This window comes from Azospirillum formosense (assembly GCF_040500525.1).
Taxonomy (GTDB): Bacteria; Pseudomonadota; Alphaproteobacteria; order Azospirillales; family Azospirillaceae; genus Azospirillum; species Azospirillum formosense_A.
In genome coordinates this window covers 837,654-863,881 of record NZ_CP159402.1, presented here as the reverse complement: position 1 = coordinate 863,881, position 26,228 = coordinate 837,654, and the positions used below count along the sequence as shown (strand labels likewise).

Here is a 26,228-nt window from a genome sequence, read left to right as displayed (position 1 = left end):
GCCGCATGCCCGAGATCGCCGCCTATGGCGGGCTGTTCCTGACCGCGTTCCTCGCCGCGACCATCTTCCCGGCGCAATCGGAAATCCTGCTGGTCGGCATGCACGCCTCCGGCAACTACGACCATCTGGCGCTGCTGCTCTTCGCCACGGTGGGCAATGTGCTGGGGTCGGTGGTCAACTGGGCGCTCGGCCGCTACCTGATGCATTTCCAGGACCGCCGCTGGTTCCCGGTTCCGGCCACGATGGTCGCGCGGGCCACCGGCTGGTACCAGCGGTTCGGGGTGTGGTCGCTGCTGCTCGCCTGGATGCCCGTGATCGGCGACCCGCTCACGCTGGTGGCCGGCATCCTGCGGGTGGACATCCGCTTGTTCCTGCTGCTCGTCACGGCCGGCAAGGCCGCCCGCTACGCGGTGCTGGTCCTGGCCGTGTGAGCGTCCTACATTCAGCCTATGGATGACCAGACCGCCCCTCCGGAGGACGCCTCCGTCTGCGCCTCGCCCCTGCGGCGCCGGCTGTGGCTGGCGCTGGGCTACGCCGCGGTCGGGCTGGGCATCGCCGGCACCGTGCTGCCGCTCCTGCCGACCACCCCGTTCCTGCTGCTGGCCGCCGGGGCCTTCGCCAAGAGCAGCCCGGCGCTCCGCGACCGGCTGTACCGCGACCCGCGCTTCGGCCCGCTGCTGCGCGATTGGCAGGCCGAGGGGGCGATCCCCCGCAAGGCCAAGGCGGCGGCGCTGGTCGGCATGGGCGTGAGCTGGGCGATCGTGGCGCTGACCGCCAGCCGCCCGCTGGTCCCCGTCCTGGCCGGCGCCTGCATGGCCGCGGTGGCCGTCTACATCGTCACCCGCCCCTCTCCGTCCCGGTCCTGGCCGACGGACGCGGCCCCCGACGCCGCGGCCGCGGAAGACGGAAACGTTTCCGCATTGCGAAACGAAGCTTGAGCCAATCGGCAGTTGGACGTATTACAACCCCGGAATCCGGCCGGTCACCAGCGCCGCAGAAAAATCCTTTTGAATTCCGGGGATTTTTCAAATCCGTTCTCGTCTTGATCCCGATCAAGAGGCGCTCGGGTCCTGTCCGCTATTGTCCGGTCTTGCGTCCCTATCCGGAGCCAAGGCAGACGATATGCCCGACGGAAGCGTTGTCACGCCGGCGAAAGTCCAGTTTTTCGAAAGCCACAAGAAGATCCACCCGAAGGCCGTCTCCGGACGCTATCGGCGCTGGAAGACCATCCTGACCTGGGTGCTTCTGGCGGTCTTCTTCATCGCCCCGTGGATTCGCTGGGAACGCGGCCCCGACGCGCCGGCCCAGGCGGTGCTGTTCGACCTGACGACGCCGCGCTTCTTCATCTTCTGGATCGAGATCTGGCCGCAGGAGATCTACTACCTCACCGGCGTGCTGATCGTGGCGGCGCTGGGCCTCTTCCTGGCGACGGCGCTGGCCGGGCGCGTCTGGTGCGGCTTCACCTGTCCCCAGACGGTGTGGACCGACCTGTTCGTCTGGATCGAGCGCGCCTTCGAGGGCGACCGGGCGGAGCGCATCCGCCTGGACAAGGCGCCCTGGAACGCCCGGAAGGTCCTGCGCAAGACCGGGAAGCACGCCGGCTGGCTGGCGCTCTCGCTGGTCACCGGCTTCGGTTTCGTCGCCTTCTTCACCGACGCGCCGCGGCTCGCCGCCGATCTGCTGACCTTCGACGCGTCCTATGAAGCGGCGGGCTTCTTCGCGCTGTTCGCGGGCATGACCTACGTCATGGCCGGCTGGACGCGCGAGCAGATGTGCTACTACATGTGCCCGTGGCCGCGCATCCAGACCGCGATGCTGGACGAGCACAGCCTCGTCGTCACCTACGACACGCTGCGCGGCGACACCCGCGGCCCGAAGCGCAAGTCGCAGAGCTGGGACGAGCGCCGCTCCAAGGGCTTCGGCGACTGCATCGACTGCGGCCAGTGCGTTCAGGTCTGCCCGGTCGGCGTGGACATCCGCACCGGCGAGCAGGCGGACTGCATCAATTGCGGCCTGTGCGCCGACGCCTGCGACAGCATCATGGTGTCGCAGGACCTGCCGAAGGGGCTGATCCGCTTCGACAGCCTGGCCGCCCAGGACACCCGCGCCCAGGGCAAGCCCTACCAGTGGCGGCTGATCCGTCCGCGCACCATCGTCTACGGCCTGCTGATGCTGGTGATCACCGGCGCCATGGCCTGGAGCTACGCGCTGCGCCCGCGGCTGGACATCGCCGTGCAGCGCGACCGCGCCCCGCTGTTCGTCACGCTGCAGGACGGCACCATCCGCAACGCCTACACCTTCAAGGTCTCCAACAAGACCCGCCAGGACCGCTCCTACACGCTGGCCGCCAGCGGCATCGCCGGCGCCGAGGTGAAGGTGGTGGGCGAGCGCGACGAGGACAGCGGCAGCGCGGTCAGCCACATCTCCGCCTCCCCGGACAGCGTGGCGACCTACCGCGTCTATGTCACGGTGCCGCGCGAGTCGGTGCCGGACGCCTCCACCCCGGTCACCTTCCAGCTGACCGACACCAACAACGGCGACCGGGACAGCTACAAGAGCGTGTTCCTGGGGCCGGGCGCCAAGTAAGCCCGCCGCCATTCGGGAAGGACCACCGCCCATGACCTCCTTGACACCCGCCCGCATCGGCATCGTCACCGTGTCCGACCGGGCCAGCCGGGGCATCTACGAGGACCAGGGCGGCCCGGCCATCCGGGAGGAGCTGGAGCGCATCGTCGCCTCCCCCTGGGAGCCGGTGGCCCGCGTCATCCCCGACGACCGCGCGGGCATCGCCGCCACCCTGATCGAGCTGGCCGACCGGGAGCGCTGCGACCTGATCGTCACCACCGGCGGCACCGGCCCCGCCCCGCGCGACGTGACGCCGGAGGCGACGAAGCAGGTCTGCGAAAAGATGATGCCCGGCTTCGGCGAGCTGATGCGGTCGGTCAGCCTGACCGTGGTGCCGACCGCTATCCTGTCGCGCCAGACCGCGGGAATCCGCGGCAGCAGCCTGATCGTGAACCTTCCGGGCAAGCCTTCGGCCATCCACGACTGCCTGATGGCGGTCTTTCCGGCAATTCCGTACTGCCTCGATCTGATCGGCGCGGCGCGCATCGACACTGACCCATTGGTCTGCAAGGCATTCCGCCCGAAGTCCTGAGTTTTTGCCTATACCCTTTTTGCGCGTGCGGAGAGGAATACCATACGCATGGCCATGTTGCCTTGCGGGAACCCGTGCTCACCTTTTTCGTTCGAGGGGAGCGGGGTCCCCGATCAAGGTGAGCCAGCCATGCTGTTCGATTTCGAGCCTTCGGGCATCAACGACACCTATCTGCGCCTGACCCGGCGCGGTGTTTCCTGCATCGTCGCTCCGGCCGGGGCGTGGAACGGGTTGCTTCGGGTCAACTACATCGTCGCCGGGTCGCCCGGCGGCGCCGATCCGCACATGATCTACCGCTGCCTGGACGTCGGCTGGGACGACGGCCGCTTCTGCTGGAAGGGCCGCGCCGCGCCGGTGATGACCACCTCCGCCATGGTGGACATCCTGCTCGACCGCGGGCTCGTCACCAACGGCGAGGCCGAGCGGCTGCTCTTCGGCATCAACAGCCCGGCGTCGGGCGGCTCCTCGGACGAGGCGCTGATCGCCCGCGCCATGCTTCTGGGCTGCAGCTTCTCACCGGTCTACGAGGACGCGCCGCTGAGCAGCGGCCCGCCGCGCGTGAGCGGCTTCGCCCTGCGCACCCTGGCCGATCCGGGTGCCTTCGTTCTGACCGCCCGCGACGGGCTGCCCGTGCTCGACGCGCCGGCCCGCGACGCGCTGAAGCGCCTGATGGCCGAGAACGGCGTCACGCTCTGAAGGCGTTGCTTTTCTGAAAAGCGAGGGGTTTTGTTTGACGGCGGTCAAAGAAGGGTGACCGCCCCCGGCGCAGTGTGACCGCATGACCGATGCCTCCAACGCGCGGGGAACGCCATGACCAGTTCCGTTGCCGACCAGCCGGACCACCCTCCGGTCCCCCTGATCTTCGCTTATGGGTTCCGGCCCTTCTTCCTGCTCTCCGGCCTCGCCGCACCCGTCCTCCTCGCCGCCTGGATCGCCGTGCTGGCGACCGGGTCCTGGCCGGACGGCGCCGTCCCGGCGGCCTCCTGGCACGCGCACGAGATGCTGTTCGCCTTCGTGGTCGCCGCGGTGGCCGGCTTCCTGCTGACCGCCGTGCCGAGCTGGACCGGCACCAAGGCGTTGTCGGGCCGGCCGCTCGCCGGTCTGACCGCGCTGTGGCTGGCCGGGCGGGTGGCGCTGCTGCCCTTCGTCGGCGTGCCGCTGCCGATTGCCGCCATCCTCGACCTCGCCTTCCTGCCGGCGCTCGGCGTCGCCCTGGCCGGGCCGCTGGTGGCCGCGGGCAAGATCCGCAACACCGCCTTCCTCGTCCTGCTGGGCCTGCTGACCGCCGCCAACCTGCTGTTCCATCTCGATTGGCTGGGCGTGCTGCCCGGCAGCACCGTGCTGGGTGAGACGCTGGCCATCGGCGTCGTGCTGATGATGATCGCCGTGATCGGCGGGCGCATCGTCCCGGCCTTCACCCGCAACGCCCTGCGGCTGCGCGGGCTGGACGGCACCGTCGTCTCCCGCCCCTGGGTGGAGAAGGTGACGCTCGTCTCGACCCTGCTGATGATCCCCGCCGACCTCGCCCTGCCGGGCACCGCCGTCGCCGGTCTGCTGGCGCTCGTCGCGGCGCTCGCCCACGCCCTGCGGCTGGCTGGCTGGCAGCCGGCGAGGACGCTCGACCAGCCGATCCTGTGGGTGCTGCATCTCGGCTACGCCTGGGTGCCGGCGGCGCTGGCGCTGAAGGCCGCGCATCTGCTGGGGGCGGGCGTGGACAGCTCCGCCTGGGTCCATGCGCTGACCGCCGGGGCCTTCGCCACGATGATCGTGGCGGTGATGACGCGGGCCTCGCTCGGCCACACCGGGCGGATGCTGGTGGTGACCCGACCGACCGTGGCCGGCTACATCCTGCTGACCGCCGCCGCACTGCTGCGGGTGCTGGCCCCCGAACTGCCCGGCGGCCTCTACTGGACCGCCCTGGAGGGCGCCGGTGCGGCCTGGATCGCGGCCTTCGCCTGCTACCTGTACGTCTACGGTCCCATCCTGCTCGCTCCGCGGGCCGACGGCCGGCCCGGCTGAGGTCCGCCGGGCTGAAGAAGGCCCATCGCGCGTGGGCTGCGTTTCCCGATGAGGCTGGTGGCGAAGCGGCGCTGGAGGTCTTCCGGATCACGGAAGATCTCCGCGCAGCCGGCCTTGCGCAGATCCTGCTCGGCGAAGCCGCCGCACAGAACACCCACCACGGTCAGCCCGGCCCGGCCCGCGGCCTTGGCGTCCCAGGGGCTGTCGCCGACCACCACCGCCTCCTCCGCCGGCAGGCCAAGCCTCTCCAACGCCGCCTCGAAGATGTCCGGATGTGGCTTCGACCGCTCCGCGTCGTCGGACGAGGTTTCCACGTCCACCAAGTCCGTGATCTCCGCGGCGCGCTTGTACCGCTCCAGCTCATCCCCCTTGGCGGAGGAGGCAAGCGCGATGCGCAGCCCCTCGGCGTGGAGATGCTGGAACAGGCCACGCACCCGGCGGAAGCCGCGAACCTTCGGCATGTACTTGCGGGCGAACAGCTCGTGCCGGAAATGGTCCAGTTCGTCCTCGACCCGTGCCAGATCCTTCTCCGGCACGAAGACCGGCATCAGCTGGTCGCCGCCCTTGCCGATCTGCGAGCGCACCGCGTCGAACTCCGCGTGGTAGCCGAAATGCCGGATCGCTTCCACCCAGGCGTGGGCGTGCAGGTCAACCGAGTCGACCAGGGTGCCGTCCACGTCGAAAATGACGGCCTTCAGAACGCCGCTCATCGCCGCCTCCTCACCATGCTTCGCGCGTGTTTTGGGCGCGTGTTTTTGGGGGTATTCCTTCTCGAACAGGTGGCGCGGCGCGGCGTTCCTCGGGCCGGTGTGCGGTGCGATAGAATCTGTCACATGGACCCGTCATAGCTGTGATCCGTTCACCCCCTACACAGACTGGGAAGAACGGACATGCCCAAGACGTTGAAGAGCTACGCCGCCCTCATCGGTCGCGCCCGTCACGCCGTGCAGCGCCTCGGCCGCCGCCGCGCCCGCCGCGTCCCGATGGAGCATCTCGACCTCGGCCTGTTCCAGAGCGACATCCGGTTGTAGCGCTCCCCTTTCGGATGGCGCCCCTACCAACCGGAGGCGCTCCCTTCACGCCCCGCGATCCCGCTCCGCCATAGGACTCCCCCTCCGTCCTAGGCGGGCAAGCTGAATGTTTCCGCCGGAACTGGCGCGCTATCGTCGCGCGGTCCATCCAGCGGAGCCTCAGCCCCCATGACCGCCACCTTCGAGTCCGCCAGCGTCGAGACGCCCAGTTTCGAGGAACAGTATTTCTCCGGCGCCGCCCTTTACGGAGACGACTTCGACGCGGCCCGGATCGCCCGCTGGTATGGGGTCGAGGCGCAAGACCCGGCGGAGGACTTCGCGCACACGGCGCCCGAGCGGCCCGGCTACCGCTACGAATACCACGCGCTGAACCACCGCCACGCCTTCCGCTTCCTGGCCGGGCGGCGCTTCCGGCAGGCGCTGGCCTTCGGCTGCGCCGCGGGGGACGATGTGGCGCCGATCGCCGGGCAGGTCGACCGCTTCCTGGCCATCGAACCCATCGAGCGCTTCTGGAAGACCGACATCGCCAGCACCCCCGCCGAGTACCGCCGGCCCACGCTGGGCGGGCGGATCGACTGCGCGGACGGGGCCAACGACCTGACCGTCTGCCTGCACACGCTGCACCACATCCCGAACGCCGGCGCGCTGCTGGCCGAGTTCGCCCGCGTCACCGCCCCCGGCGGGCTGTTCATTCTGCGCGAGCCGATCAGCACCATGGGCGACTGGCGCCAGCCCCGCCGCGGCCTGACCGCGAACGAGCGCGGCTTCCCCGTGCAGTGGCTGGAGGAGCGCTTCGCCCGGCTGGGCTTCACGGTGCGGCAGCGCCGCTTCTGCTCCTTCCCGCTGACCGAGCGGCTGGGGCCGCTGCTGGGCGTCTCCCTGCCCTACGGCAACCCGCTGCTGGTGCGGCTGGACGAGGCGGCCTGCGCGCTGACGCGGTGGAACATCGCCTACCACCGCGACTCGCTGCGCAAGAAGTTCGCCCCCGGCGCCGCCTATTACGTGCTGGAGCGCGACGCCGCTACGACGACGCCAGCGCGTCGGTGAAGGTCGCGGCGTCGACGTTGCCGCCGCTCAGCACCACGGCGACGGTGCGGCCCGCCGCCGGCAGCTTTCCCGTCAGCACGGCGGCCAGCCCGACCGCTCCGCCCGGCTCGACCACCAGCTTCAGCACGGTGAAGGCGTAGGCCATGGCGGCCTTCACCTCGGCGTCGGTGACGGCGAGGCTGCCGGACAGCAGGTCCTTCATCACCGGGAAGGTCAGGGCCCCCGGCGTCGGGGTCAGCAGCGCGTCGCAGATGGAGCGTTGCCCGGCGGCGTTCTCCACCCGCTCCCCGGCGGCCAGCGAGCGCGCCACGTCGTCGAAGCCCGCCGGCTCCGCCGCCCACAGGCGGGCATCCGGAAAGGTGTGGCGCACCGCCGTGGCGACCCCGGACATCAGCCCGCCGCCGCTGCACGGCGCGATCACGTCGTCGGGAGCCGCGCCGATGGCCTGCGCCTGGGCGGCGATCTCCAGCCCGACCGTGCCCTGCCCGGCCATGATCTGCGGGTGGTCGTAGGGCGGCACGGTGGCCGCACCCCGCTCCGCCGCGATGGCCTGGGCGATGCCTTCGCGGCTCTCGGTCCAGCGGTCGTAGAGCACCACCTCGGCGCCGTAGCCGCGGGTGTTGGCGATCTTCAGGGCTGGCGCGTCGCTGGGCATGACGATGACCGCGGGCATGCCGAGCAGCGCCGCGGCGGCGGCCACGCCCTGGGCGTGGTTGCCCGACGACCAGGCGACCACCCCGCCCCGGCGCTCCTCCGGAGTCAACTGGGACAGGCGGTTGAAGGCGCCACGGAACTTGAAGGAGCCGCTGCGCTGCAGGACCTCCGGCTTCAGCAGGACGCGCCCGCCGACCCGCTCGTTCAGCAGGGCGTTCTCCAGCAGCGGCGTGCGCACGGCGAAGCCGTCCAGCCGCGCCGCGGCCTCCACGATGTCCTGGTGACCGATGGCGAAGGAATTCGACGCGGGCATGGCTCAGCGGCCTCCGGAGACGTTGAGAAGGGCGCCGGTCACGTAGGACGCGGCGTCGGACAGCAGCCACAGCACGGTTTCGGCGACCTCGTCCGCCGTCCCGGCGCGCCCGGCGGGTGGGATCAAGGCGGGGTTGTCGAGCCGGTTGCCGATGCCGGGGATGACCTGGATGTCGGTGTCGATCAGGCCGGGCCGCACGCAGTTCACGCGGATGCCCTCCTTCGCCACCTCGCGGGCGAGGCCGACGGTCAGGCTGTCCACCGCGCCCTTGCTGGCCGCGTAGCCTACATACTCGTTGGGCGAGCCCAGCACGGCGGCGATGGAGCCGATGTTGACGATGCCGCCGCCTTTCCCGCCGTGGCGGGTGGACATGCGGCGCACCGCCTCGCGGGCGCAGAGCACGGCGCCGGTCACGTTAATGTCGAGCATGCGGCGCAGGTCGTCCGGCGCGGCCTCGTCGAGCCGCCCATAGGGTCCGATGATGCCGGCGTTGTTGACCAGACCGGCGGTGGGGCCGAACCGGTCCTCCGCCGCGTCGAACAGGGCGCGGATGTCCTCTTCGCGAGCCGCATCGCCCTTCACCGCCTGGGCCTGCCCGCCGGCCTCGCGGATCGCCGCCAGCGTGGCCTCCGCCGCCGCGGCGTTGCCGATGTAGGAGAAGGTGACGGCGTGGCCGCGCTGCGCGGCCATGCGGGCGACCGCCGCCCCGATGCCCCGGCTGCCCCCGGTGACGACCAGCGACGTGAGCGTTGTGGACATGGTTCCTCAGCCCTCCTGCGGGTTGCCGGCCAGCCGGTCGAAGATCCGGGCGAGCGCGCCGTCGCCCTCGCGCCCCAGACCGGCCGCGGCGGCCATGGTGAAGAGTTGCAAAGCGGAGGCGGCCAGGGGAGTCGGCACGGTCAGCCGCCGCGCGGCGTCCATCACGTTGCCCAGGTCCGTCCCGACGATGCCCAGCGGCCGTTGCGACGGGATGTGGAAGGGACCCGCGGCGAGGATCTCGGCCAGGCGCTGCGGATCGACCCCGGCGCGGACCCCGAAGGCCGTGGCCTCCGCCACCGCGGCGGCGTGGATGCCGGTCAGCATCTGTTCCACCGCCTTCACGGCGGAACCCTGCCCATGTTCCGTGCCGACGCGGTGCAGCGTGCCCGACGCGGCGGCGATCAGGTCCGCCGCCCGCGCGAAGGCGTCTTCGGGGCCGGAGGCCATCACCACCATGCGCCCCTCCGCCGCCCGCACCGGGCCGCCGCCGACCGGCGCGTCCAGCATCAGCAGGTCCCGCTCGGCGAGGCGGCGCCCGACGGCGGCGGCCATGTCCGGCGGGACGCTGGTGGACAGGACGACCACGCCGCCCTTCGGCAGGGTGGCGGCCACGCCCTCGGCGCCGAACAGCACCTCCTCCGCCTGCTCCGCCGTGGCCACCAGGACGATGACGCGGTCCACCCGGCGCCCGAGGTCGGCGGGCGAACCCGCCGCCTCGCCGCCATGGGTGACGAGGCTCATGCATTTGGCGGCGTCGAGGTCGCAGCCGACGACCCGGAAACCGGTGCGGAGCAGCGACAGCGCCACCCCCATGCCCATGGAGCCGAGCCCGACGACGCCCGCGCTGCGGACCGGTTCCAACGCGTCGCTCATGATCCCCCCTTGCGGGTTTGCCCGCCTCTCATGGCCCTCGGTGGAGGCCGTTGCCAGGAGTGTCGGGGGTTGGGACGGGAACCGTCAAGCCGTTGCGCGCTTCCGCGACGGACGGGCCGGCGCTCAGCCGACCTGCGCGTGCGGCGCCGCCAGATGGGCGATGCTCTCCAGATAGCGCCCCCCGTCGTAAAGCAGCCCCAGCGGCTGGTAGCGCTCCAGCTTGTCCGTTCCGGTCAGGTGCAGCAGATCGATCGGCGTGTGGGGGTAGACGGGCGAGCGCCACAGCCCGTCCGCGCCCCGCACGGGCACGGCCATGCTGCACATCCAGTTGGCCGTCGCCGGCAGCAGCAGCGTGGTCCGCAGCTGGAACATCACGATGTTGAGGACGATCTGCTCGCACAGGAAGTGGAAGGTGGTCCGCGTCGCGTCGCGCAGGCTGTCGCGGAACAGCTCCCAATGGGGCGCGTCGTGGCGAAGCCCGTAGAAGCCCAGATTGTAATAGGGCAGCGAACCGGCCAGCGCGGCGATCTCCTCGCCGAAGAAGCGGGTGACGAGCTTGGCGCGCTCCGCCACGGCATGGGCGTTGGCTGTGTGCGAGGCCAGGAAGGGATAGGCCGCGTCGGCCTCCGGGACGATCACGGCGCGCCCCTCGCGCACGCCCGCGACGGCGGCGTCCAGAGCGGCGGGATTCTGGACCCAGATGTCGGCGTCCAGATGCAGGTAGCACTGGAAACCGGGGAAATAGTCGCGCAGGAACGGGCGGCAGAGCATCGCCTTCCAGAAGGGGATCTGCCGGTCCAGCTGCGCCACCAGCTGCGGGTGCGGCCAGACCACCAGATCGTCCCGCACCGGCGCGATGCGGTCGCAGAGCGGCGCCACATGGTCGCGCTGCGCGTCGGTCAGCCCGACATCGATCAGGCAGACCCGGTAGCGCCGGCGGTCCAGCGGGCGCAGCGACAGCAGAAGCCCGACCAGAAGCTCGAACACGCCACGGTCGGCACAGATGACGACAGCGGTCTCGGCCTCGAACGGCAAGGTTTCCATGGCACGCGCCGACGTCAGTTGCACCCGCCGCACCATAGCGGCCGTGATGCGCGAAGGCCAGGATCGGAACGCCCAAAATCAGGGCGCCGGGTTCACGCCCTGATCCGCTTCGGCACGCGCAGCAGCACCCAAAGCACCAGAAGATGCGCCGCCATCCAGGCCAGCGCCGCCGCGGGCATGAGCAGGTCCGGCGCCGTGCTGGCCGCGGCGACGCGCAGCGCGGCGGACAGCCCGACCAGGGCGATGGCGGCGGTGGCGGGCCGGGAGAAGTCCGGGGGCAGCGCTTCCCGCTGCAGGGTCGCGCGCACCATCATCGAGGCGGCCAGCGTGCCCAGCGCGCCGGCGCCGATGACGTGCCAGCCCGCCCCGCCGGTCAGCGGAGCCAGCCGTTCCACCCCCAGGAACAGCCAGCCGAGCCCGAGCCAGCCATAACCCAGATGCAGGCTCCACAGGTCCGGACGCTTCAGCACGGCGCCCGTCCGCCAGCGCGCCAGACGCGCCCAGGCCGTCACCCCGGCCAGCGCGGCACCCGCCGCCCCGATCCAGGCCAGCGGACCGGTCGTTCCTCCGGCGGCGACGGTCAGGGCGGCCAGCACCGCCCCGGCGACGCCCGCCCATTCCAGACGCGGCTGCACCCGCTCCACCAGCGCCCCGCCCTGCTTGCGGACTTCTCCCGCCGTGGCCGAGGGGATGATGCGCCCACCCATCACCAGCATCAGGATGCCAACCAGATGCAGCGCGAACAGCGCCCCCGTCCGTCCGCCGTCGCCGCCCCACCAGACCAGCGCCTCGGCCAGCGCGAAGGCGCCGATCACCGGTCCGAACAGCATGTTGTGGCCGCTCTTGGCGGCGCGCAGGAAGGGCACGCCGGCGATCACGAACAGCGCCACCGGATAGGCCAGCGCCAGCGGCGCGGCGATCTCCGGCGGCAGGCCGGCCAGCACCGCCAGCCGCCCGGCCAGCCACGCGGCGAAGGCGACGCTCAGCGCCACCCCGGACGGGCGCGTCAGCAGGAAGCCGCCGACCACCGCCAGCGCGTAGCCCATCAGCATCTCGTGCGCGTGCAGCGCCGGGGTCCAGCCGATGCCGAGCCAGCCGAAATAGCCGGCCACCCACAGCGGCACGCTGAGCGCCCCGTAGAGCGCGGCGGCGGGGAAGAACAGGCGGTGCCCCCACGGACGCTGCGGGGGCGGCGGGACGAAGGCGCTCATGCCGCGGCGACGGCGGAAGCGGCGGCGGAGGAGGAAGCGGCGGAGGAGGGAGCGGCGGCGGGGCGCAGATGCTCCTCGCCCCAGGCCTTCAGCGCCAGGATGATCGGCTCCAGGCTGCGCCCGCGCGGCGACAGGCTGTATTCGACGCGCGGCGGCACCTCCGCATAGACGGTGCGGACCAGCAGCCCGTTCGCCTCCAGCTCGCGGAGCTGGGTGGTCAGCATGCGCTGGGTGACGTTCGGCACACGGCGGCGGATTTCGTTGAAGCGCAACGTGCCGTCCAGCAGATGGTAGAGGATCAGCCCCTTCCACTTCCCGCCGATGAGGGCGAGCACGCCCTCCACCGGGCAGCCCGGCGAACAGTCCAGGTTGGCGTGGGGGACGCGGGCCATGACGGTATCCTTTTCGACACTATGTGCGTTTCATGTGCATTCTTGCGCCCCGGTGCTGCAAGGCGCAAGTCTGTCGGCAGAGCACACCACGCCGCAACAAGCACCCAACAACGAGCACCCAGCAACAAGCACAAGGACTCCAGGCCATGCGCGCCGTCGCCTTCACCCGATCCCTGCCCATCGACGCCCCCGACGCCCTGATCGACGTGGAGCGTCCCCGCCCCGAGCCCCAGGGCCGCGACCTTCTGGTCGAGATCAGGGCCGTCTCGGTCAACCCCGTGGACACCAAGGTCCGCCGCAACATGCCGCCGGCGCCGGGCGCCATGAAGGTGCTGGGCTGGGACGCCGCCGGCGTCGTGGTCGCCGCCGGGCCGCAGGCCACGCTGTTCAAGCCGGGCGACGCCGTCTTCTACGCCGGGGCGATCGATCGCGACGGCACCAACGCCGAATTCCATCTGGTGGACGAGCGCATCGTCGGCCCGAAGCCGGCCAGCCTCGACTTCGCCCAGGCCGCGGCATTGCCGCTGACCAGCATCACCGCGTGGGAAGCCATGTTCGACCGGCTGGACGTGCGACGCCCGGTGCCGGGGGCGGCCAACGCCATCCTGATCGTCGGCGGGGCCGGCGGCGTCGGCTCCATCGCCATCCAGCTCGCCCGGCAATTGACCGACCTGACGGTCATCGCCACCGCGTCCCGCGAGGAGACGCAGGCCTGGTGCCGCGACCTGGGCGCCCATCACGTCGTCGACCACCGCAAGCCGCTGGCCGCCCAGGTCGAGGCTCTGGGCATCGGCGCCCCCGCCTTCGTCTTCTCGACCAACGACACCGGCGCCCATCTGCCGGAGATCGCCGCCCTGATCGCCCCGCAGGGCCGCGTCGCGCTGATCGACGATCCGGCCGGGCTGGACGTCATGGTGCTGAAGCGCAAGAGCGTGTCGCTGCATTGGGAGTTCATGTTCACCCGGCCGGTGTTCGGCACCGCCGACATCGACGCCCAGCACGCCCTGCTCGGCGAGGTGTCGCGCCTCGTCGACGCCGGCACGGTTCGCACGACGCTGACCGAGACCTTCGGCACCATCAACGCCGCCAACCTGACGCGCGCCCACGCCCTGCTCGAAAGCGGGCGGGCCAAGGGCAAGATCGTGCTGGCCGGCTTCTGAGCCGCGCCTTGCCTTTTCGGCGGGGGACGGCCAGTCTCCCGCCCCAAAAGGGCGGAGCGGAGGAGCGCGCATGGCCGGGGTGAACGGGAGCGGAGGCCGAACGCGGTGCGCCGCAGCGACGGCGTCTTGGACGGCGCCATGACCCGCCTGCGCATCCGCATCGACTTCGACACCGGCGGCTCGGTCGGGCCGGGCAAGATCATGCTTCTGGAGCGGATCCGGGACACCGGCTCCATCTCCGCCGCGGCGCGGACGCTGGACATGTCCTACCGCCGCGCCTGGCTGCTGGTCGACGATCTGAACCGCATCTTCGCCGAACCGGTGGTCTCCGCCGCGGTGGGCGGCAAGCATGGCGGCGGAACCGCGCTGACCGCCTTCGGCGAGCGGGTGATCGAGCATTACCGCGCCGTTGAACGCGACGCCTTCGCCGCCGCCACCCCCCGGCTGGAGGCGCTGGAGGGGATGCTCAACGCCGACTACGGCTCGGGAAGCGACCCGGCGGACGACGGCTGCTTTTCCGGCGACCCGGGCCTGAAGCCGGGCTACAAGCCGGCCTAATCGCTTTTGATGTCCCCTCTCCCGCCCCGGGAGAGGGTGGCGCTGAAAGCGCCGGGTGAGGGTCGCACAAGGATCAAGGCACCGATTCTCGACGGCACCCTCACCCTTCCCACGCTTCGCGTGGGTCCCCTCCCTCTCCCGGGGCGGGAGAGGGACCATCGAGCGGCTTGCCCCTGAACGGAACGGCGAGAGGGGTTGGGGCGGTGGGGGAGCCGTGGTATGGGAAGGCGGATTTTCCACCGCCCTCCCCCGCACCGTTCACGCCAAGGATTTCCGCCATGCGCCCGGTCAAGATCGCCCCGTCCATCCTCTCCGCCGATTTCGCCCGGCTGGGCGAGGAAGTGCGCGCCATCGATGCGGCGGGCGCGGACTACATCCACATCGACGTGATGGACGGCCATTTCGTCCCCAACATCACCATCGGCCCGGCCGTGGTGAAGGCGCTGCGCCCGCACACGGCGAAGACCTTCGACGTGCATCTGATGATCTCCCCGGTGGACCCATACATCGCCGCCTTCGCGGACGCCGGCGCCGACATCATCACCGTCCATCCGGAGGCCGGCGCGCACGTCCATCGCACCATCCAGCTCATCAAGTCGCTGGGCAAGAAGGCCGGCCTGTCGCTGAACCCGGCCACCCCGCTGGAGGCCGTGGATTATCTGCTGGAAGACCTCGACCTCGTTCTGGTCATGACGGTCAACCCCGGCTTCGGCGGGCAGAGCTTCATCGCCAGCCAGCTTCCCAAGATCCGTGAGCTGCGCCGCCGCATCGACGCGCTGGGCAAGCCCATCGACCTCCAGGTGGACGGCGGCATCAACGGCGAGACCGCCCGCATCGCCATCGAGGCGGGGGCCGACGTTCTGGTCGCCGGAACCGCCACCTTCACCGGCGGGCCGGACCGCTACGCCGCCAACATCCGCGCTCTGCGGACCTGACCGCCGGCCCTGCCCCTCTCCCTCCCGGCCATGCTCCAGGTGGGTTTATCCGCAAGAGGGTCCTCCTTCGGGCAGAACCAAACGCCGTTCTGGGCGTTATGGCTGCGTGGGATCGAGGACATCGATACTGGAGGGAGAGAGGTTATGGGTATTCTGTGGACGATCATCATCGGCTTCCTGGCCGGCATCGTCGCCAAGTTCCTGATGCCGGGCCGCGATCCGGGCGGCTTCATCATCACCACGCTGCTCGGCATCGCGGGTGCCTTCGTCGCCACCTATCTGGGCGAGGCCGTGGGCTGGTACCGGGCTGGCGAAGGGGCCGGCTTCATCGGCGCCATCGTCGGCGCCATCATCATCCTGGCCATCTACCGGATGATCGCCGGGCGCCGCACCACCGTCTGACCGACGGCCATACGGCAGCGCACACACAAAGGGCGGCCCGACGGGGCCGCCCTTTTCGCATGTCCGATCCGAACCGCGGGTTATGCCAACGCCACCTATGCCAACGCCATCTATGCCAGCGCCACAGGGCTCGGCATGAAGACCGCGCGGGAGATCGCCGCCTGGATCGCCTCGTTGGTGAAGGGCTTGCGGACGATCTGGCCGAGATGGCGGGCGTCCGCCTCCTCCAGGTCGCCGTCGAAGGCCGTGACGAAAATGGTCCGCATCGCGCGCTTCTGGCGCAGCCGGCGCGCGACCTCGACCCCGCTGCCGCCGTCGGCCAGCCGGACGTCGAGCAGGGCCAGCGTCGGCTTCTCGACCTCCAGAAGTTCCAGGGCCTCCTGCTCGTTGTTCGCCGTGCCGCAGACGACGTGGCCCATGTCGGTGACCAGCGAGCCGATCTCCATCGCCAGGATCGGGTTGTCCTCGACCACCAGCACCCGCTGGGTCAGGGCGTTGCGCACCTTGTCGCGGGCGACGGTCAGCCGCTCCTGGGCCTCCGGCGCCGGGAGCTGAAGCACCTGGGCGGCTTCGGGAACCGTCAGCCCCTCCAGCGTGATCAGCAGATACATCCGCCGCTCGCCTTCCGGCAGGGAGGCCAGCGCCCGTTCGATGGGGTGCGGCGACGGCGTCGGCTGCCCGTCCCCGTCCTCGTCGAACAGAAGATTCAGAAGGGCGTAGAGCGGCACCCGCGCCCCGGCTTCCAGCCCGAAGCGGGAGGGGGCCATCACGGCGACCTCGACGCAGCGCGTCACGAGGTCGTCACCGCGTTCGGTCGCTCCGGTCAGCGCGCGCGCGTAGCGGCGCAGGTAGGGGAGATGATCGTAAAGCTGGCGTGCGTAGACTCGCATGACCCGTTCTTCCGCGCCGGTGGGTGGGTCCGTCCGGCCTTCGGCACCGAGGGGCGCTGGCCGGTCGGCTTGATTAATAACTTGTTAACACTCTGAAACACTATCACGCCCCCCAAGGAGGGCGAACCGAAAAAAAGGCCGAGTCCCCCTTCCCCCGTTGGCAGAGCCCGCATGGCCGATGCCGACCGGCGGACCTACCGCGCCTGCTCACGCTGCTGGCGCGACCGCCATTGCCAGGGCTTCTCGACCTGCCCCGCCCACAGGCCGAGCCGACGGCTCTGCGCGAAGGCCTCGCTGGAGGCGTAGGCCGGTGACAGGCTGCGGTAGGCGAAGGCCCAGCCGCGCGCCACCATGGCCGCCCCCAGATCGACGCCGAGCACCCGGCATTCGCCCAATTGCTGGCCGTTGCGGTCGCGTTCGGCGATGGTGCAGGTCACCTCCTGGTCCTTGATCAGGCTGGCCAGCACCGCCGTGGCGATGCGGAAGCAGTCCAGCTCGTGCCCATAGCGGTTCCGGCATTTCTGCCCGACGTCGGGGGCGTCGATCCCCATCAGGCGAACCGGCGTGCCCTTGATGGACAGCGTATCGCCCTCCATGGCGACACCTTGCCCTTTTAGCGTTTCATTGGGGGTGTTGGCGACCTTGCCTTTGGTCGTCCCTCCCTGGGCATACGCCATTCCGGTTGAGAAAAAGACGAGAATCGCCACCACAGGAGCAAGCCAGTCAGAACAAGGTCGGCGCGTCATCGGGTGGAGCGTCATCCAGGGGAGCAGCACAGGCATCGTCATCGTTGCGCACGTTGTTCACGCGCGGCCCCACCGGGTGGGCCTCCAGCAGCGCGTCGGGCGCCGGCTTCAGCAGCCCTTCCAGCACCGGCAGCGGGGCGGCGGGGTCCAGCCAAAGGTCCCAGTCCGTCTCGTCCAGGATCACCGGCATGCGCTCGTGCAGCGGCTTCAGAACCGCGTTCGCCGTGGTGGTGACGATGGTCAGCGTCTCCAGGGGCTCCGCGGCGGCCGGGCCGCCCTTCGGGCCGTTCCAGCGCTCCCACAGGCCGGCGAAGGCGAAGGGCGCGCGGTCGCGGCGGCGGATGGCGTAGCCCTGCTTGCGCTTGCCCTCGGCCTTCCACTCATAGAATCCGTCCACGGGAACCAAGCAGCGGCGCTTGCGGAACGCCTCCCGGAAGGACGGCTTCTCGGCCAGCGTCTCCCCGCGCGCGTTGATCAGCCGCGCCCCAATGGACGGGTCGTCCGCCCAGAAGGGAACGAGGCCCCAGCGCAGGGTCACCAGATGGCGCCCATCCTCCTCCCGCCGCACGGCGGGCACCGGCTGGGTGGGAGCCACGTTCCAGCGGGGCTGGAGGTTCGGCAGTTCGGGGAAGCCGAACAGCCGCTGAACCTCCGCGGCCGGCGTGGCGAGTATCATGCGTCCGCACATGGCCTAAGAATAGGTGGCCCGGCGTCCCCACGCCACCGCCGGCTTATGCCCAAGCGAGGGTTTTCGCCGGCCAAGGCTCCGCCTATCTTCTCCGGGTGTCTCTCCACGCGATAGGAAAGCCCCGCCCCATGATGAAGTTCGGCATCGGCCAGCCGGTCCCCCGCACCGAAGACGCCCGCCTGCTGACCGGCGGCGGGCGCTACACCGACGACGTGTCCCTTCCCGGCCAGACCCACGCGGTCTTCGTGCGCTCCCCCCACGCCCACGCCGACATCCGCGGGATCGACGTGGCGGAGGCGATGGCGCAGCCGGGGGTGCTCGGCGTCTTCACCGTCGCCGACCTGGAGGCCGACGGCGTCCAGCCGATCCCCTGCGCCGCGGCGCTGACCCAGCGCGACGGCTCACCCTACGTCGCCCCGCCCCGCCCGGCGCTGGCCAAGGCGCGCGCGCGCCACGTCGGCGATCCGGTCGCCGTGGTGGTGGCCGAAACGCTGGAGGCCGCGCGCGACGCGGCGGAACTGGTGATGGTCGATTACGACGACCGGCCCGCCATCACCGGCACGGCGGACGCGCTGGAGCCGGACCGCCCGCAGGTGTGGGACGAGGCGCCCGGCAACCTCTGCTTCGACTGGGAGCAGGGCGATGAGGCGGCGGTCGACTCGGCGCTCGCCAAGGCCGCCCGCGTGGTGGAGCTGGAGATCGTCAACAACCGCGTCGTCGCCAACCCGATGGAGGGCCGCGCCTGCCTCGCCGCGGTGGAGGCGGAAACCGGCCGGCTGGTCATCCACGTCACCAGCCAGGGCGTGCACGGGCTGCGCAAGCAGTTCGCCCAGCTCTTCGGCCTGCCGGAGGAGAAATTCCGCGTCGTCACCACCGACGTCGGCGGCGGCTTCGGCATGAAGCTGTTCAACTACCCGGAATACATGGTCTGCCTGTTCGCCGCGCGGCGCCTGAACCGGCCCGTCAAATGGGCGGCGGAGCGAACGGAGGGCTTCCTCAGCGACGACCACGGGCGCGACCATGTCAGCCGCGCCCGGCTGGCGCTGGACGGCGACGGGCGCTTCCTCGGGCTGCGGGTGGACACGGTCGCCAACCTGGGCGCCTACCTGTCGAACTACGGCCCCTTCATCCCGACCGACGCCGGGTCGGCGATGCTCGTCGGCTCCTACACCACGCCGGCGGTCTATGTGCGGGTCAAGGGCGTCTTCACCAACACCCAGCCGGTGGACGCCTACCGCGGCGCCGGACGGCCCGAGGCGGCCTACCTGCTGGAGCGGCTGATCGACCATGCCGGGCGCGTCACCGGCCTCGGCCCGGCGGAGATCCGGCGGCGCAACTTCATCCCGCCCGCCGCCATGCCCTACGCCACGCCGATGGGCCAGACCTACGACACCGGCGCGTTCGAGCAGAATCTGAGCGACGGGCTGGAGCTGTCCGACCACGCCGGCCTGCCCGCCCGCAAGGCGGCGGCGAGGGCGCGCGGGAAGCTGCGCGGGGCCGGCATCGCCACCTACATCGAGGCCTGCGCAGGCGGCGGCGCGGAGCAGGCGACGGTGCAGGTCAACGGCGACGGGCGCATCGTCCTGATGATCGGCACCCAGACCAACGGCCAGGGGCACGAGACCGCCTACAAGCAGATCATCGCCGACCGGCTGGGCGTCCCGCCGGAGGATGTCGAGGTCGTGCAGGGCGACACCGACCGCGTGTCCTGGGGCGCCGGCACCGGCGGCTCCCGCTCCGTCCCGGTGGGCGGGGCGGCGCTGGCCGAGGGGGCGGCGCGGGTGGTGACCAAGGCGACCGAGGTTGCCGCCGACCTGCTGGAGACCGCCACGGTGGACGTCGAGTTCGTCGAGGGCCGCTTCAGCGTCGTCGGCACCGACCGCAGCGTCTCCTTCAAGGAGGTGGCCGCCAAGGCGGCCGCGCAAGGCCCCGTCGCCTTCACCGAGGTGGCCCGCTGGACCCCGCCGGCCAACACCTTCCCCAACGGCTGCCACGTGGCGGAGGTCGAGGTCGATCCCGAGACCGGTGTGGTCGAGGTGGTGGGCTACACCGTCGTGGACGATTTCGGGACGGTGGTGAACCCGCTGCTGGTCATGGGGCAGGTCCATGGCGGCGTCGCCCAGGGCATCGGGCAGGCGCTTCAGGAACGGGTGGTCTTCGACCCGGACAGCGGCCAGCTGCTCAGCGGGTCCTTCATGGACTACCAGATGCCGCGCGCGGTGGACGTGCCGGACATCCGCATCAAGCTGAACTGCGTGCCCAGCACCACCAACGCGCTCGGCATGAAGGGCGCCGGCGAGGCCGGGGCCATCGGCGCGCCGCCCGCGGTCATCAACGCCCTGGTGGACGCGCTGTCGGACTACGGAATCCAGCACATCGACATGCCCGCGACCCCGCTCTCCGTGTGGACCGCGATCCAAGCGCGCAGTAAAGCCGCCGCGGAATGACGAAGAACGGAGTAGTGACGTCATAGGCCTTATTTCCAGAGCCGATGTCACACCTTGCGTTGAATAAATTTGAGACAATATACGAACTATAAAGAATTAACATAGAATCACCCCACGAAAGAAACGGGCATGACGGCGGAGCGGATCATGGGCGGCGGGTGCGGCGGGCTGTGCACCGAGGGTTTGGGATTCGATTTCACCATGGCCTTCCAGCCGATCGTCGATATCGGCGGCGGGCGGCCCTGGGCGCATGAGGCGCTGGTGCGCGGCCTCGACGGCCAGGGGGCCGGCTGGGTGCTGGGTCAGGTGACGGAGGCCAACCGCTACGCCTTCGACCAAGCCTGTCGGGTCAAGGCCATCGAATTGGCCGCCAAGCTGGGGATGGGCCAGCAGGCCGACACACGGCTGTCGATCAACTTCCTGCCCAACGCCGTCTACCAGCCCGAAGCCTGCATCCGCGCCACCCTCGCCGCCGCCAATCGCACCGGCTTCCCGCCGGAGCGCATCATCTTCGAGGTGACCGAGAACGAGCGTGTGGTGGACGGCGCGCACCTGAAGTCGATCTTCACCGAATACAAGCGCCAGGGCTTCCACACCGCCATCGACGATTTCGGGTCGGGCTATTCCGGCCTGAACCTGCTCGCCGAGTTCCAGCCGGACATCATCAAGCTGGACATGGAGCTGACCCGGGCCATCGACACCGACCGCGCCCGCCGCAGCATCGTCAGCGCGATCCTCACCGTGTGCCGCGACCTGGGAATCACCCCGGTGGCGGAAGGCATCGAAACGCCCGGCGAGGCGAAGGCTTTGCGCGACCTCGGGATCACGCTGATGCAGGGCTATCTGTTCGCCCGCCCGGCGGTGGAACGGCTGGTGGCGCCCGCCATGGACTTCGAGCCGACCGTGGCCTGAGGACGGCCGTGCGCTACAGCATCCGCGGGCGGCGCACCGCCCGCGGCCGGGGAGCGGCGTAACGCCCCCGCTGCTCGGTCGCAAGGGCCAGCGCCTCGTGCGCGATCAGGCGGCGGTAATCGCCGTCCACCCGCGAGAACATGACGAAGGCGAACTTCACCGCGTCGGGGGTGGGGCTGATGGCGGCCTCGCGCAGAGCGTTGCGCAGCATGCGCAGCTCCAGCACGCCCTTGACGCAGATGCGCTCGACCGCCTGAGCCAGGATGTCGATCGAACACAGGGACGCCTCGTCGTCGAGTCGGTACTGCACCCGCCCCCCGCAAGGAAGAACCGTCACGGACCGGCGCGGTTCTAGCTTGGGCTGGGCGGGAATTCCAGAGTTTCGGTGTGGCGGTGGTGTGGGGAGTGGTTGCGGCGAGCCCCCACCCAACCCTCCCCCGCTTCACAGGGGAGGGCTTATCTCCTCCCCCTGCGAAGCGGGGGGAGGTTGGGAGGGGAGCCCACCACAACCACGTTCGCTTCACCGCCCCGGCGGACGGATGCGCCAGATCGCCGCCGGGTTCTGCTGCGGGTCCAGCCAGACATGCTGGAACTTGCCGATCCAGGTGAAGCGCTGGCCGGTGAACAGATCCTCCACCTGGACATGGGCGCCGTCGTCCAGCCCCAGCTCCCACAGTGGAACCTCGATGGTGCCGCCATGGCCGTTGTGCGGGTCGAGGTTCACCGCGATCAGGATGACGTTGTCCTTGCTCTCGGTCATCTTGCCGTAGAGCAGGATGTTGTCGTCGTAGGCGTTGTAGAATCTCAGGTTCGTGAACTTGTGAAGCGCCGGGTTCTCCGCACGGATCTTGTTCAGCCGGGTCACGTAGTCGACGATGTTGCCGGGCTTGTTCCAATCCCAGTGCCGGATTTCGTATTTTTCGGAGTGGTTGTACTCCTCCTTGCCCGGATAGGGGTCGGCCTCGCAGACGAAATACGGGGTGTAGAGGCCGTAGACGCCCGACAGGGTCCCGGCCAGCACGGCGCGCATCATGTGGGCGGGCCGCCCGCCATGGACCAGGATCGGCGGCAGGATGTCCGGCGTGTTGGCGAAGAAGTTGGGCTGCATGTAGTCCTTGGACTCGCCCTGGGTCAGCTCCGTCAGATACTCGGTCAGCTCCGCCTTGGTGTTGCGCCACGTGAAGTAGCTGTAGGACTGGGTGAAGCCGATCTTCGCCAGCCGCCGCATCAGCTTGGGCCGGGTGAAGGCCTCGGCCAGGAACAGCGCGTCGGGGAAGCGGTCCTGCACCTCGCGGATCATCCATTCCCAGAAGGGGAAGGGCTTGGTATGCGGGTTGTCGACGCGGAAGATGCGCACCCCCTCGTCGCACCAGAACAGCACCACGTCGCGCAGCGCGTACCACAGGTCCGGGTAGGATTCGCGGTAGAAGCTGACGTTGACGATGTCCTGGTACTTCTTCGGCGGGTTCTCGGCGTAGCGGATCGTGCCGTCGGGGCGCCAGTAGAACCACTGAGGGTGCGACTTGATCCAGGGATGGTCGGGCGAACACTGGACGGCGAAGTCCAACGCGATCTCGATCCCGTGCCGCCGCGCCTCCTTGACCAGCCGGCGGAAGCCCTCGAAGTCGCCGATCATCGGGTCGATGTCGGCGTGCCCACCTTCCGAGGCGCCGATGGCGTAGGGCACGCCGGGATCGTTCGGGCCGGGGTTCAGCGTGTTGTTCCGCCCCTTGCGGAAGCTGCGCCCGATCGGGTGGATCGGCGGGAAATACAGCACGTCGAAGCCCATGCCCCGGATGAAGGGCAGCATGTTCGACACGTCGTCGAAGGTGCCGGGCCGCGACGGGTCCGGCGAGGCCGAGCGCGGGAAGATCTCGAACCACGCCGAATAGCGGGCCGCGGTGCGGTCCACATAGACCTCCAGGTCGCAGCCGTAGCGGGACAGATACTGCCGCTCGCCATACTTGGCCATGGCTTGGCGCGGCTCGTCCGACAGGGCGTAGGCGGTCAGTTCCGCCCCCTGCAGGCTGTTCATCCGCTCGACCACCCGCTCCAGCGCGGCGCGGCCCTCCCCCTCGTTCAGCCCGACCGCGTGCTCGACGAAGCGCCGGCCCTCGATCAGCTCCAGCCCGACGTCGAGACCGGCGTCGTTCTTCTTCTTGAAGTCGGCGCGCCAGCTTTCCCAGACGTCGCGCCAGGCCAGGATGCTGTACTGGTAGCGCGTGTTGCGGGTCAGCGGCAGCTTGCCCACCCAGCGGTCGTTGTCGAAGAAGGTCATGGGCACCTCGCGCCACTCCTCCTCGTCCACCGGCCGGTAGGTGACGGCGGCGCCCAGGACGAAGGTGCCGTCGGTGTAGATGTCCGCCCACACCTCCATGACATCGCCGACCACCCGCTTGACCGGGAAGCGCCCGCCGTCCAGCTCCGGGTAGACGTTCTCGATGGTGACGCGGCGGGAGGCCAGCTCGTCCATCCAGGCGCGGGTGCCGGCGTCGTGCTCCGCCCCGCGCTCGCCCAGATGGTTCAGCTCGATGGGGCGGCTCTGCGCCGGGCGGGCGCGGAAGACGCGCATCTCCAGCGGGCGCAGGCGCAGGTCGCGGCCCGGCTCGAAGGGCAGCGGCGCGGCTTCCGGGGTCACGTCCTCGAAGTCGGCGAAGCCGCCGCCGGTGCTGGCCAGCAGCGGGCCGGGGTCGATGGCGTGCGGCTGGGTCTCGTCGGGGTTGATGAGCAGGACGGAGCAGCCCTCCCCGCTCCCGTTGGCCCAGCCGCTGGTCTCGCGGATCAGCCCGATCACCGGGTTGTGCGGCGAGGTCACCCGCCGCTGCGGTCCCTCGACGTTCAGCGCCGGGCTGTCCGCCTTCATGGCGTTGACCGCCCCGATGAAGCCGGTCAGGTCCACCTTCGGCTGCTCCCAGTCGTCGGGCGTCGTGGACACCACGTCGAGCTTGCGGGTGAAGCCGTACTCGAACCCCACCGGCATCATCACGCCGGTCGAGAAGGAGGCGGCGAACAGGTAGTGCATCTTGAGATGCGCTGCCAGACGTTCGCTGTCCTGGCTGCCGACCTCCGCCGCCAGACGGTCGGTGTCGTGGCTTTCCGGGAAGGCGATGGAGGGGGCGATCCAGCGGAACTCGTCATACTGGTCGAGCAGCCAATCGGACTTGAAGTCCCACCATTTGGCGCTGTTGAACAGGAAGTCGAAGCCCGCCCCGCAGAGGTCGCGCACCTGCTCCACCGTGCAGCCCAGCGTCTCGGCGAAGAATTTCACCTCCGGATCGGCCTCGCGGGAGCGGTCGATCAGCGTCTTCCACACATCCGCCGGGATCTGGTAGGCGGCGTCGCAGCGGAAGCCCTTCACCCCCAGCCCGATGAAGTGGCGCAGGTAATGGGTCCAATAGTCGGTCAGCCCCGCCCGCACATCGGCCCGCTCGTAGTCGAGCATGGCGAGGTCGCCCCAGATGGTCACCCGCGACGGGTCCACCGGGTCGACGGCCCGCGGGCTGTAGAGGTCGCCGTTGGCGTCGCGCCGGTACCAGTCCGGATGCTCGCCCACCAGGATCGCGTCCTTGGCGGTGTGGTTGATGACGAGGTCCAGCATGACCGACTGGCCGTGCCGTCCCGCCTCGGCGATGAAGCCGCGCAGCAGATCGTCCGGATGCTCCGGCGAGCCGCCCTGGATGCGGTCGTGCAGCCGGTAATAGTCCTTCACGGCGTAGAGGCTGCCGGAGAAGCCGGGATAATGGATCGGGTTCAGGAACAGCCAGTCGAAGCCCATGCCCTGGATGCGGGGCAGATGCCCGGCCCAGTCGCGCATCGGGCCGACGAGCGTGGGAAACAGATTGTAGATGCGCGGTCCGGCGGTGGCCATCGGGGACATCCTCCTGGTCGGCAGCGGCACGCCAGCCGGTCGCCGCTGGTTGACAAGCGTGGCGCCTCCCGTAAATCGTCCAGCAGACCGTCACCGGCCAAAGGACGTCACCGGAAGGACCATCGCGAGGTTGCAACGCGCGCCCTGCGGGGCGCACGCGCTCAACCCCTGCGAAGCGCGAAGGTTCCGAAACCTGACACTTGAGCCAGACATTTCGAAAGGTGCGTGCATGGGCAACGGAAACGGCAAGATCCGTCTCGACAAGCTCGATATGACGGCGGAAGGCATCGGCAGCAAGGACGACTACGAACGCCGCCTCGCCAAGCTGCAGAAGGACCTGCTGCACATCCAGCAGACCTATTGGCATGAGAAGCGCCGCGCCATCCTGGTGTTCGAGGGCTGGGACGCCGCCGGCAAGGGCGGCTGCATCCGCCGCCTGACCGAACCGCTCGACCCCCGCGGTTTCCACGTCTGGCCGATCGGCGCCCCGGCGGCGGACGAGCAGGGCAAGCACTACCTCTACCGCTTCTGGACCAAGCTGCCCGCCCCCGGCACCTTCGCCATCTTCGACCGCTCCTGGTACGGCCGCGTGCTGGTGGAGCGGGTCGAGGGCTTCGCCGACAAGGAGCAGTGGAAGCGCGCCTACGACGAGATCAACCAGTTCGAAAAGATGCTGACCGACGACGGGGTCCGCATCATCAAGCTCTTCATGCACATCACGCCCGACGAGCAGCTCAACCGCTTCCGCGAGCGGCTGAGCAACCCTTACAAGCGCTGGAAGCTGACCGAGGAGGATCTGCGCAACCGCTCCCGCTGGGACGACTACACCAAGGCCATCGAGACGATGTTCGAGAAGACCTCGACCGAGACGGCGCCCTGGCAGGCGGTTCCCGCCAATTCCAAATGGCACGCCCGCCTGAAGGTGATGGAGATCGTGACGGAGGCGCTGAGCCGGGGCGTCAACGTCGCGCCGCCGCCCATCGACCTGACCGTCGCCCGGATCGCCGCGGAGGTCCTGGGCGTCCATCTGACCTTTGACGCGAAGGAGAAGGACTGACCGCCCCTCCCCCGGCGCCCCCGCCTCGGTCACTTCGTCGCGGTGGGCGCGCCGGCGGTTGCCTG

At 70.0% G+C, this 26,228-nt stretch carries 27 protein-coding genes; 15 read left to right on the top strand and 12 right to left on the bottom strand.

Going from position 1 to position 26,228, the window contains the following annotated elements; translation table 11 throughout:
- Positions 1 to 5: 5 nt before the first annotated feature.
- The 6 genes from ABVN73_RS04065 to ABVN73_RS04040 all read left to right on the top strand — a co-directional run bounded on the left by ABVN73_RS04065 (position 6) and on the right by ABVN73_RS04040 (position 5,176).
- A complete protein-coding gene (locus ABVN73_RS04065) occupies positions 6 to 431 on the top strand; it encodes a YqaA family protein (RefSeq protein ID WP_353859043.1) in 426 nt (141 codons plus the stop codon).
- A gap of 18 nt (positions 432 to 449) precedes the next feature.
- A complete protein-coding gene (locus tag ABVN73_RS04060) occupies positions 450 to 938 on the top strand; it encodes a YbaN family protein (protein ID WP_353859042.1) in 489 nt (162 codons plus the stop codon).
- 184 nt (positions 939 to 1,122) lie between these two features.
- Positions 1,123 to 2,586, top strand: a complete 1,464-nt coding sequence (gene ccoG / locus ABVN73_RS04055) for a cytochrome c oxidase accessory protein CcoG (RefSeq protein WP_353859041.1) — start codon at positions 1,123 to 1,125, stop codon at positions 2,584 to 2,586.
- A 31-nt stretch (positions 2,587 to 2,617) separates the two neighbouring features.
- A complete protein-coding gene (mog, locus tag ABVN73_RS04050; protein ID WP_353859040.1) occupies positions 2,618 to 3,157 on the top strand; it encodes a molybdopterin adenylyltransferase in 540 nt (179 codons plus the stop codon).
- Positions 3,158 to 3,286: 129 nt separating this feature from the next.
- Positions 3,287 to 3,853: a hypothetical protein gene (locus tag ABVN73_RS04045; protein ID WP_353859039.1), complete on the top strand. Its 567-nt coding sequence runs from the start codon at positions 3,287 to 3,289 to the stop codon at positions 3,851 to 3,853.
- Between the two features lie 114 nt (positions 3,854 to 3,967).
- On the top strand, positions 3,968 to 5,176 hold the full coding sequence (locus tag ABVN73_RS04040) for an NnrS family protein (RefSeq protein WP_353859038.1): 1,209 nt from the start codon (positions 3,968 to 3,970) through the stop codon (positions 5,174 to 5,176).
- Here ABVN73_RS04040 and ABVN73_RS04035 read toward each other — a convergent pair.
- Entirely contained in the window at positions 5,128 to 5,886 is a 759-nt protein-coding gene (locus ABVN73_RS04035) for an HAD family hydrolase (protein ID WP_353859037.1), read from the bottom strand. The genes ABVN73_RS04040 and ABVN73_RS04035 overlap by 49 nt on opposite strands.
- A 180-nt stretch (positions 5,887 to 6,066) precedes the next feature.
- Here ABVN73_RS04035 and ABVN73_RS04030 point away from each other — a divergent pair, with 180 nt between their 5' ends.
- Positions 6,067 to 6,207, top strand: a complete 141-nt coding sequence (locus ABVN73_RS04030; protein WP_353859036.1) for a hypothetical protein — start codon at positions 6,067 to 6,069, stop codon at positions 6,205 to 6,207.
- A gap of 168 nt (positions 6,208 to 6,375) precedes the next feature.
- Positions 6,376 to 7,254 carry a methyltransferase domain-containing protein gene (locus ABVN73_RS04025; protein ID WP_353859035.1) on the top strand — a complete coding sequence of 293 codons (879 nt, stop codon included), beginning with the start codon at positions 6,376 to 6,378 and terminating at the stop codon, positions 7,252 to 7,254.
- Here the strand turns inward: ABVN73_RS04025 and ABVN73_RS04020 are convergent.
- The 6 genes from ABVN73_RS04020 to ABVN73_RS03995 all read right to left on the bottom strand — a co-directional run bounded on the left by ABVN73_RS04020 (position 7,229) and on the right by ABVN73_RS03995 (position 12,500).
- Positions 7,229 to 8,221, bottom strand: a complete 993-nt coding sequence (locus ABVN73_RS04020) for a threonine/serine dehydratase (protein ID WP_353859034.1) — start codon at positions 8,219 to 8,221, stop codon at positions 7,229 to 7,231. The genes ABVN73_RS04025 and ABVN73_RS04020 overlap by 26 nt on opposite strands.
- A 3-nt stretch (positions 8,222 to 8,224) precedes the next feature.
- The gene (locus ABVN73_RS04015; RefSeq protein WP_353859033.1) at positions 8,225 to 8,980 is read right to left on the bottom strand and encodes an SDR family oxidoreductase; all 756 of its coding nucleotides are present in this window, start codon (positions 8,978 to 8,980) and stop codon (positions 8,225 to 8,227) included.
- A 6-nt stretch (positions 8,981 to 8,986) separates the two neighbouring features.
- Complete coding sequence (locus tag ABVN73_RS04010) at positions 8,987 to 9,853, bottom strand: NAD(P)-dependent oxidoreductase (protein ID WP_353859032.1); 867 nt, start codon at positions 9,851 to 9,853, stop codon at positions 8,987 to 8,989.
- A 123-nt stretch (positions 9,854 to 9,976) separates the two neighbouring features.
- On the bottom strand, positions 9,977 to 10,897 hold the full coding sequence (locus ABVN73_RS04005) for a hypothetical protein (RefSeq protein ID WP_353859031.1): 921 nt from the start codon (positions 10,895 to 10,897) through the stop codon (positions 9,977 to 9,979).
- A gap of 92 nt (positions 10,898 to 10,989) precedes the next feature.
- Positions 10,990 to 12,108 carry an NnrS family protein gene (locus ABVN73_RS04000; RefSeq protein ID WP_353859030.1) on the bottom strand — a complete coding sequence of 373 codons (1,119 nt, stop codon included), beginning with the start codon at positions 12,106 to 12,108 and terminating at the stop codon, positions 10,990 to 10,992.
- On the bottom strand, positions 12,105 to 12,500 hold the full coding sequence (locus ABVN73_RS03995) for a helix-turn-helix domain-containing protein (RefSeq protein WP_353859029.1): 396 nt from the start codon (positions 12,498 to 12,500) through the stop codon (positions 12,105 to 12,107). The genes ABVN73_RS04000 and ABVN73_RS03995 overlap by 4 nt, the downstream gene beginning before the upstream one ends.
- A 146-nt stretch (positions 12,501 to 12,646) precedes the next feature.
- Between ABVN73_RS03995 and ABVN73_RS03990 the strand changes: the two genes are divergently transcribed.
- The 4 genes from ABVN73_RS03990 (at position 12,647) to ABVN73_RS03975 (ending at position 15,555) form a co-directional block, all read left to right on the top strand.
- A complete protein-coding gene (locus ABVN73_RS03990) occupies positions 12,647 to 13,660 on the top strand; it encodes a zinc-binding alcohol dehydrogenase family protein (RefSeq protein WP_353859028.1) in 1,014 nt (337 codons plus the stop codon).
- 105 nt (positions 13,661 to 13,765) lie between these two features.
- The gene (locus ABVN73_RS03985) at positions 13,766 to 14,218 is read left to right on the top strand and encodes a winged helix-turn-helix domain-containing protein (RefSeq protein WP_353859027.1); all 453 of its coding nucleotides are present in this window, start codon (positions 13,766 to 13,768) and stop codon (positions 14,216 to 14,218) included.
- A gap of 278 nt (positions 14,219 to 14,496) precedes the next feature.
- Positions 14,497 to 15,153, top strand: coding sequence for a ribulose-phosphate 3-epimerase (gene rpe / locus ABVN73_RS03980; protein WP_353859026.1), 657 nt, complete (start codon positions 14,497 to 14,499; stop codon positions 15,151 to 15,153).
- 144 nt (positions 15,154 to 15,297) lie between these two features.
- The gene (locus ABVN73_RS03975) at positions 15,298 to 15,555 is read left to right on the top strand and encodes a GlsB/YeaQ/YmgE family stress response membrane protein (RefSeq protein WP_014240033.1); all 258 of its coding nucleotides are present in this window, start codon (positions 15,298 to 15,300) and stop codon (positions 15,553 to 15,555) included.
- 110 nt (positions 15,556 to 15,665) lie between these two features.
- Here the strand turns inward: ABVN73_RS03975 and ABVN73_RS03970 are convergent, their stop codons facing one another.
- From ABVN73_RS03970 to ABVN73_RS03960, 3 genes are all read right to left on the bottom strand, one after another.
- Positions 15,666 to 16,445, bottom strand: a complete 780-nt coding sequence (locus ABVN73_RS03970) for a response regulator (protein ID WP_353859025.1) — start codon at positions 16,443 to 16,445, stop codon at positions 15,666 to 15,668.
- A gap of 194 nt (positions 16,446 to 16,639) precedes the next feature.
- Positions 16,640 to 17,041 (bottom strand): thermonuclease family protein, encoded by a 402-nt coding sequence (locus tag ABVN73_RS03965; protein WP_014240031.1) that lies wholly within the window; start codon positions 17,039 to 17,041, stop codon positions 16,640 to 16,642.
- 127 nt (positions 17,042 to 17,168) lie between these two features.
- Positions 17,169 to 17,867: an SOS response-associated peptidase gene (locus ABVN73_RS03960; protein ID WP_353859024.1), complete on the bottom strand. Its 699-nt coding sequence runs from the start codon at positions 17,865 to 17,867 to the stop codon at positions 17,169 to 17,171.
- A 140-nt stretch (positions 17,868 to 18,007) separates the two neighbouring features.
- On the opposite strand from ABVN73_RS03960, the gene ABVN73_RS03955 reads away from it, so the two are divergent.
- Both ABVN73_RS03955 and ABVN73_RS03950 read left to right on the top strand, forming a co-directional pair.
- Positions 18,008 to 20,326 carry a xanthine dehydrogenase family protein molybdopterin-binding subunit gene (locus ABVN73_RS03955; RefSeq protein ID WP_353859023.1) on the top strand — a complete coding sequence of 773 codons (2,319 nt, stop codon included), beginning with the start codon at positions 18,008 to 18,010 and terminating at the stop codon, positions 20,324 to 20,326.
- A 129-nt stretch (positions 20,327 to 20,455) separates the two neighbouring features.
- Positions 20,456 to 21,238 carry an EAL domain-containing protein gene (locus tag ABVN73_RS03950; RefSeq protein WP_353859022.1) on the top strand — a complete coding sequence of 261 codons (783 nt, stop codon included), beginning with the start codon at positions 20,456 to 20,458 and terminating at the stop codon, positions 21,236 to 21,238.
- Positions 21,239 to 21,251: 13 nt separating this feature from the next.
- On the opposite strand, the gene ABVN73_RS03945 is transcribed toward ABVN73_RS03950, so the two are convergent.
- Together ABVN73_RS03945 and ABVN73_RS03940 are read right to left on the bottom strand one after the other, a co-directional pair.
- A complete protein-coding gene (locus tag ABVN73_RS03945) occupies positions 21,252 to 21,548 on the bottom strand; it encodes a hypothetical protein (RefSeq protein ID WP_353859021.1) in 297 nt (98 codons plus the stop codon).
- Positions 21,549 to 21,758: 210 nt separating this feature from the next.
- Entirely contained in the window at positions 21,759 to 25,106 is a 3,348-nt protein-coding gene (locus ABVN73_RS03940) for a maltotransferase domain-containing protein (RefSeq protein WP_353859020.1), read from the bottom strand.
- Between the two features lie 229 nt (positions 25,107 to 25,335).
- Here ABVN73_RS03940 and ABVN73_RS03935 point away from each other — a divergent pair, with 229 nt between their 5' ends.
- Positions 25,336 to 26,163: a PPK2 family polyphosphate kinase gene (locus ABVN73_RS03935; RefSeq protein WP_353859019.1), complete on the top strand. Its 828-nt coding sequence runs from the start codon at positions 25,336 to 25,338 to the stop codon at positions 26,161 to 26,163.
- Positions 26,164 to 26,228 lie beyond the last annotated feature (65 nt).

Excerpts from the sequence above, each read along its gene's own strand:
- ABVN73_RS04065 (WP_353859043.1), top strand. The coding sequence starts at position 6 with ATGCCCGAGATCGCCGCCTATGGCGGGCTGTTCCTGACCGCGTTCCTC.
- ABVN73_RS04060 (WP_353859042.1), top strand. The coding sequence starts at position 450 with ATGGATGACCAGACCGCCCCTCCGGAGGACGCCTCCGTCTGCGCCTCG.
- ccoG (WP_353859041.1), top strand. The coding sequence starts at position 1,123 with ATGCCCGACGGAAGCGTTGTCACGCCGGCGAAAGTCCAGTTTTTCGAA.
- mog (WP_353859040.1), top strand. The coding sequence starts at position 2,618 with ATGACCTCCTTGACACCCGCCCGCATCGGCATCGTCACCGTGTCCGAC.
- ABVN73_RS04045 (WP_353859039.1), top strand. The coding sequence starts at position 3,287 with ATGCTGTTCGATTTCGAGCCTTCGGGCATCAACGACACCTATCTGCGC.
- ABVN73_RS04040 (WP_353859038.1), top strand. The coding sequence starts at position 3,968 with ATGACCAGTTCCGTTGCCGACCAGCCGGACCACCCTCCGGTCCCCCTG.
- ABVN73_RS04035 (WP_353859037.1), bottom strand. The coding sequence starts at position 5,886 with ATGAGCGGCGTTCTGAAGGCCGTCATTTTCGACGTGGACGGCACCCTG.
- ABVN73_RS04030 (WP_353859036.1), top strand. The coding sequence starts at position 6,067 with ATGCCCAAGACGTTGAAGAGCTACGCCGCCCTCATCGGTCGCGCCCGT.
- ABVN73_RS04025 (WP_353859035.1), top strand. The coding sequence starts at position 6,376 with ATGACCGCCACCTTCGAGTCCGCCAGCGTCGAGACGCCCAGTTTCGAG.
- ABVN73_RS04020 (WP_353859034.1), bottom strand. The coding sequence starts at position 8,221 with ATGCCCGCGTCGAATTCCTTCGCCATCGGTCACCAGGACATCGTGGAG.
- ABVN73_RS04015 (WP_353859033.1), bottom strand. The coding sequence starts at position 8,980 with ATGTCCACAACGCTCACGTCGCTGGTCGTCACCGGGGGCAGCCGGGGC.
- ABVN73_RS04010 (WP_353859032.1), bottom strand. The coding sequence starts at position 9,853 with ATGAGCGACGCGTTGGAACCGGTCCGCAGCGCGGGCGTCGTCGGGCTC.
- ABVN73_RS04005 (WP_353859031.1), bottom strand. The coding sequence starts at position 10,897 with ATGGAAACCTTGCCGTTCGAGGCCGAGACCGCTGTCGTCATCTGTGCC.
- ABVN73_RS04000 (WP_353859030.1), bottom strand. The coding sequence starts at position 12,108 with ATGAGCGCCTTCGTCCCGCCGCCCCCGCAGCGTCCGTGGGGGCACCGC.
- ABVN73_RS03995 (WP_353859029.1), bottom strand. The coding sequence starts at position 12,500 with ATGGCCCGCGTCCCCCACGCCAACCTGGACTGTTCGCCGGGCTGCCCG.
- ABVN73_RS03990 (WP_353859028.1), top strand. The coding sequence starts at position 12,647 with ATGCGCGCCGTCGCCTTCACCCGATCCCTGCCCATCGACGCCCCCGAC.
- rpe (WP_353859026.1), top strand. The coding sequence starts at position 14,497 with ATGCGCCCGGTCAAGATCGCCCCGTCCATCCTCTCCGCCGATTTCGCC.
- ABVN73_RS03975 (WP_014240033.1), top strand. The coding sequence starts at position 15,298 with ATGGGTATTCTGTGGACGATCATCATCGGCTTCCTGGCCGGCATCGTC.
- ABVN73_RS03970 (WP_353859025.1), bottom strand. The coding sequence starts at position 16,445 with ATGCGAGTCTACGCACGCCAGCTTTACGATCATCTCCCCTACCTGCGC.
- ABVN73_RS03965 (WP_014240031.1), bottom strand. The coding sequence starts at position 17,041 with ATGGAGGGCGATACGCTGTCCATCAAGGGCACGCCGGTTCGCCTGATG.
- ABVN73_RS03960 (WP_353859024.1), bottom strand. The coding sequence starts at position 17,867 with ATGATACTCGCCACGCCGGCCGCGGAGGTTCAGCGGCTGTTCGGCTTC.
- ABVN73_RS03955 (WP_353859023.1), top strand. The coding sequence starts at position 18,008 with ATGATGAAGTTCGGCATCGGCCAGCCGGTCCCCCGCACCGAAGACGCC.
- ABVN73_RS03950 (WP_353859022.1), top strand. The coding sequence starts at position 20,456 with ATGACGGCGGAGCGGATCATGGGCGGCGGGTGCGGCGGGCTGTGCACC.
- ABVN73_RS03940 (WP_353859020.1), bottom strand. The coding sequence starts at position 25,106 with ATGGCCACCGCCGGACCGCGCATCTACAATCTGTTTCCCACGCTCGTC.
- ABVN73_RS03935 (WP_353859019.1), top strand. The coding sequence starts at position 25,336 with ATGGGCAACGGAAACGGCAAGATCCGTCTCGACAAGCTCGATATGACG.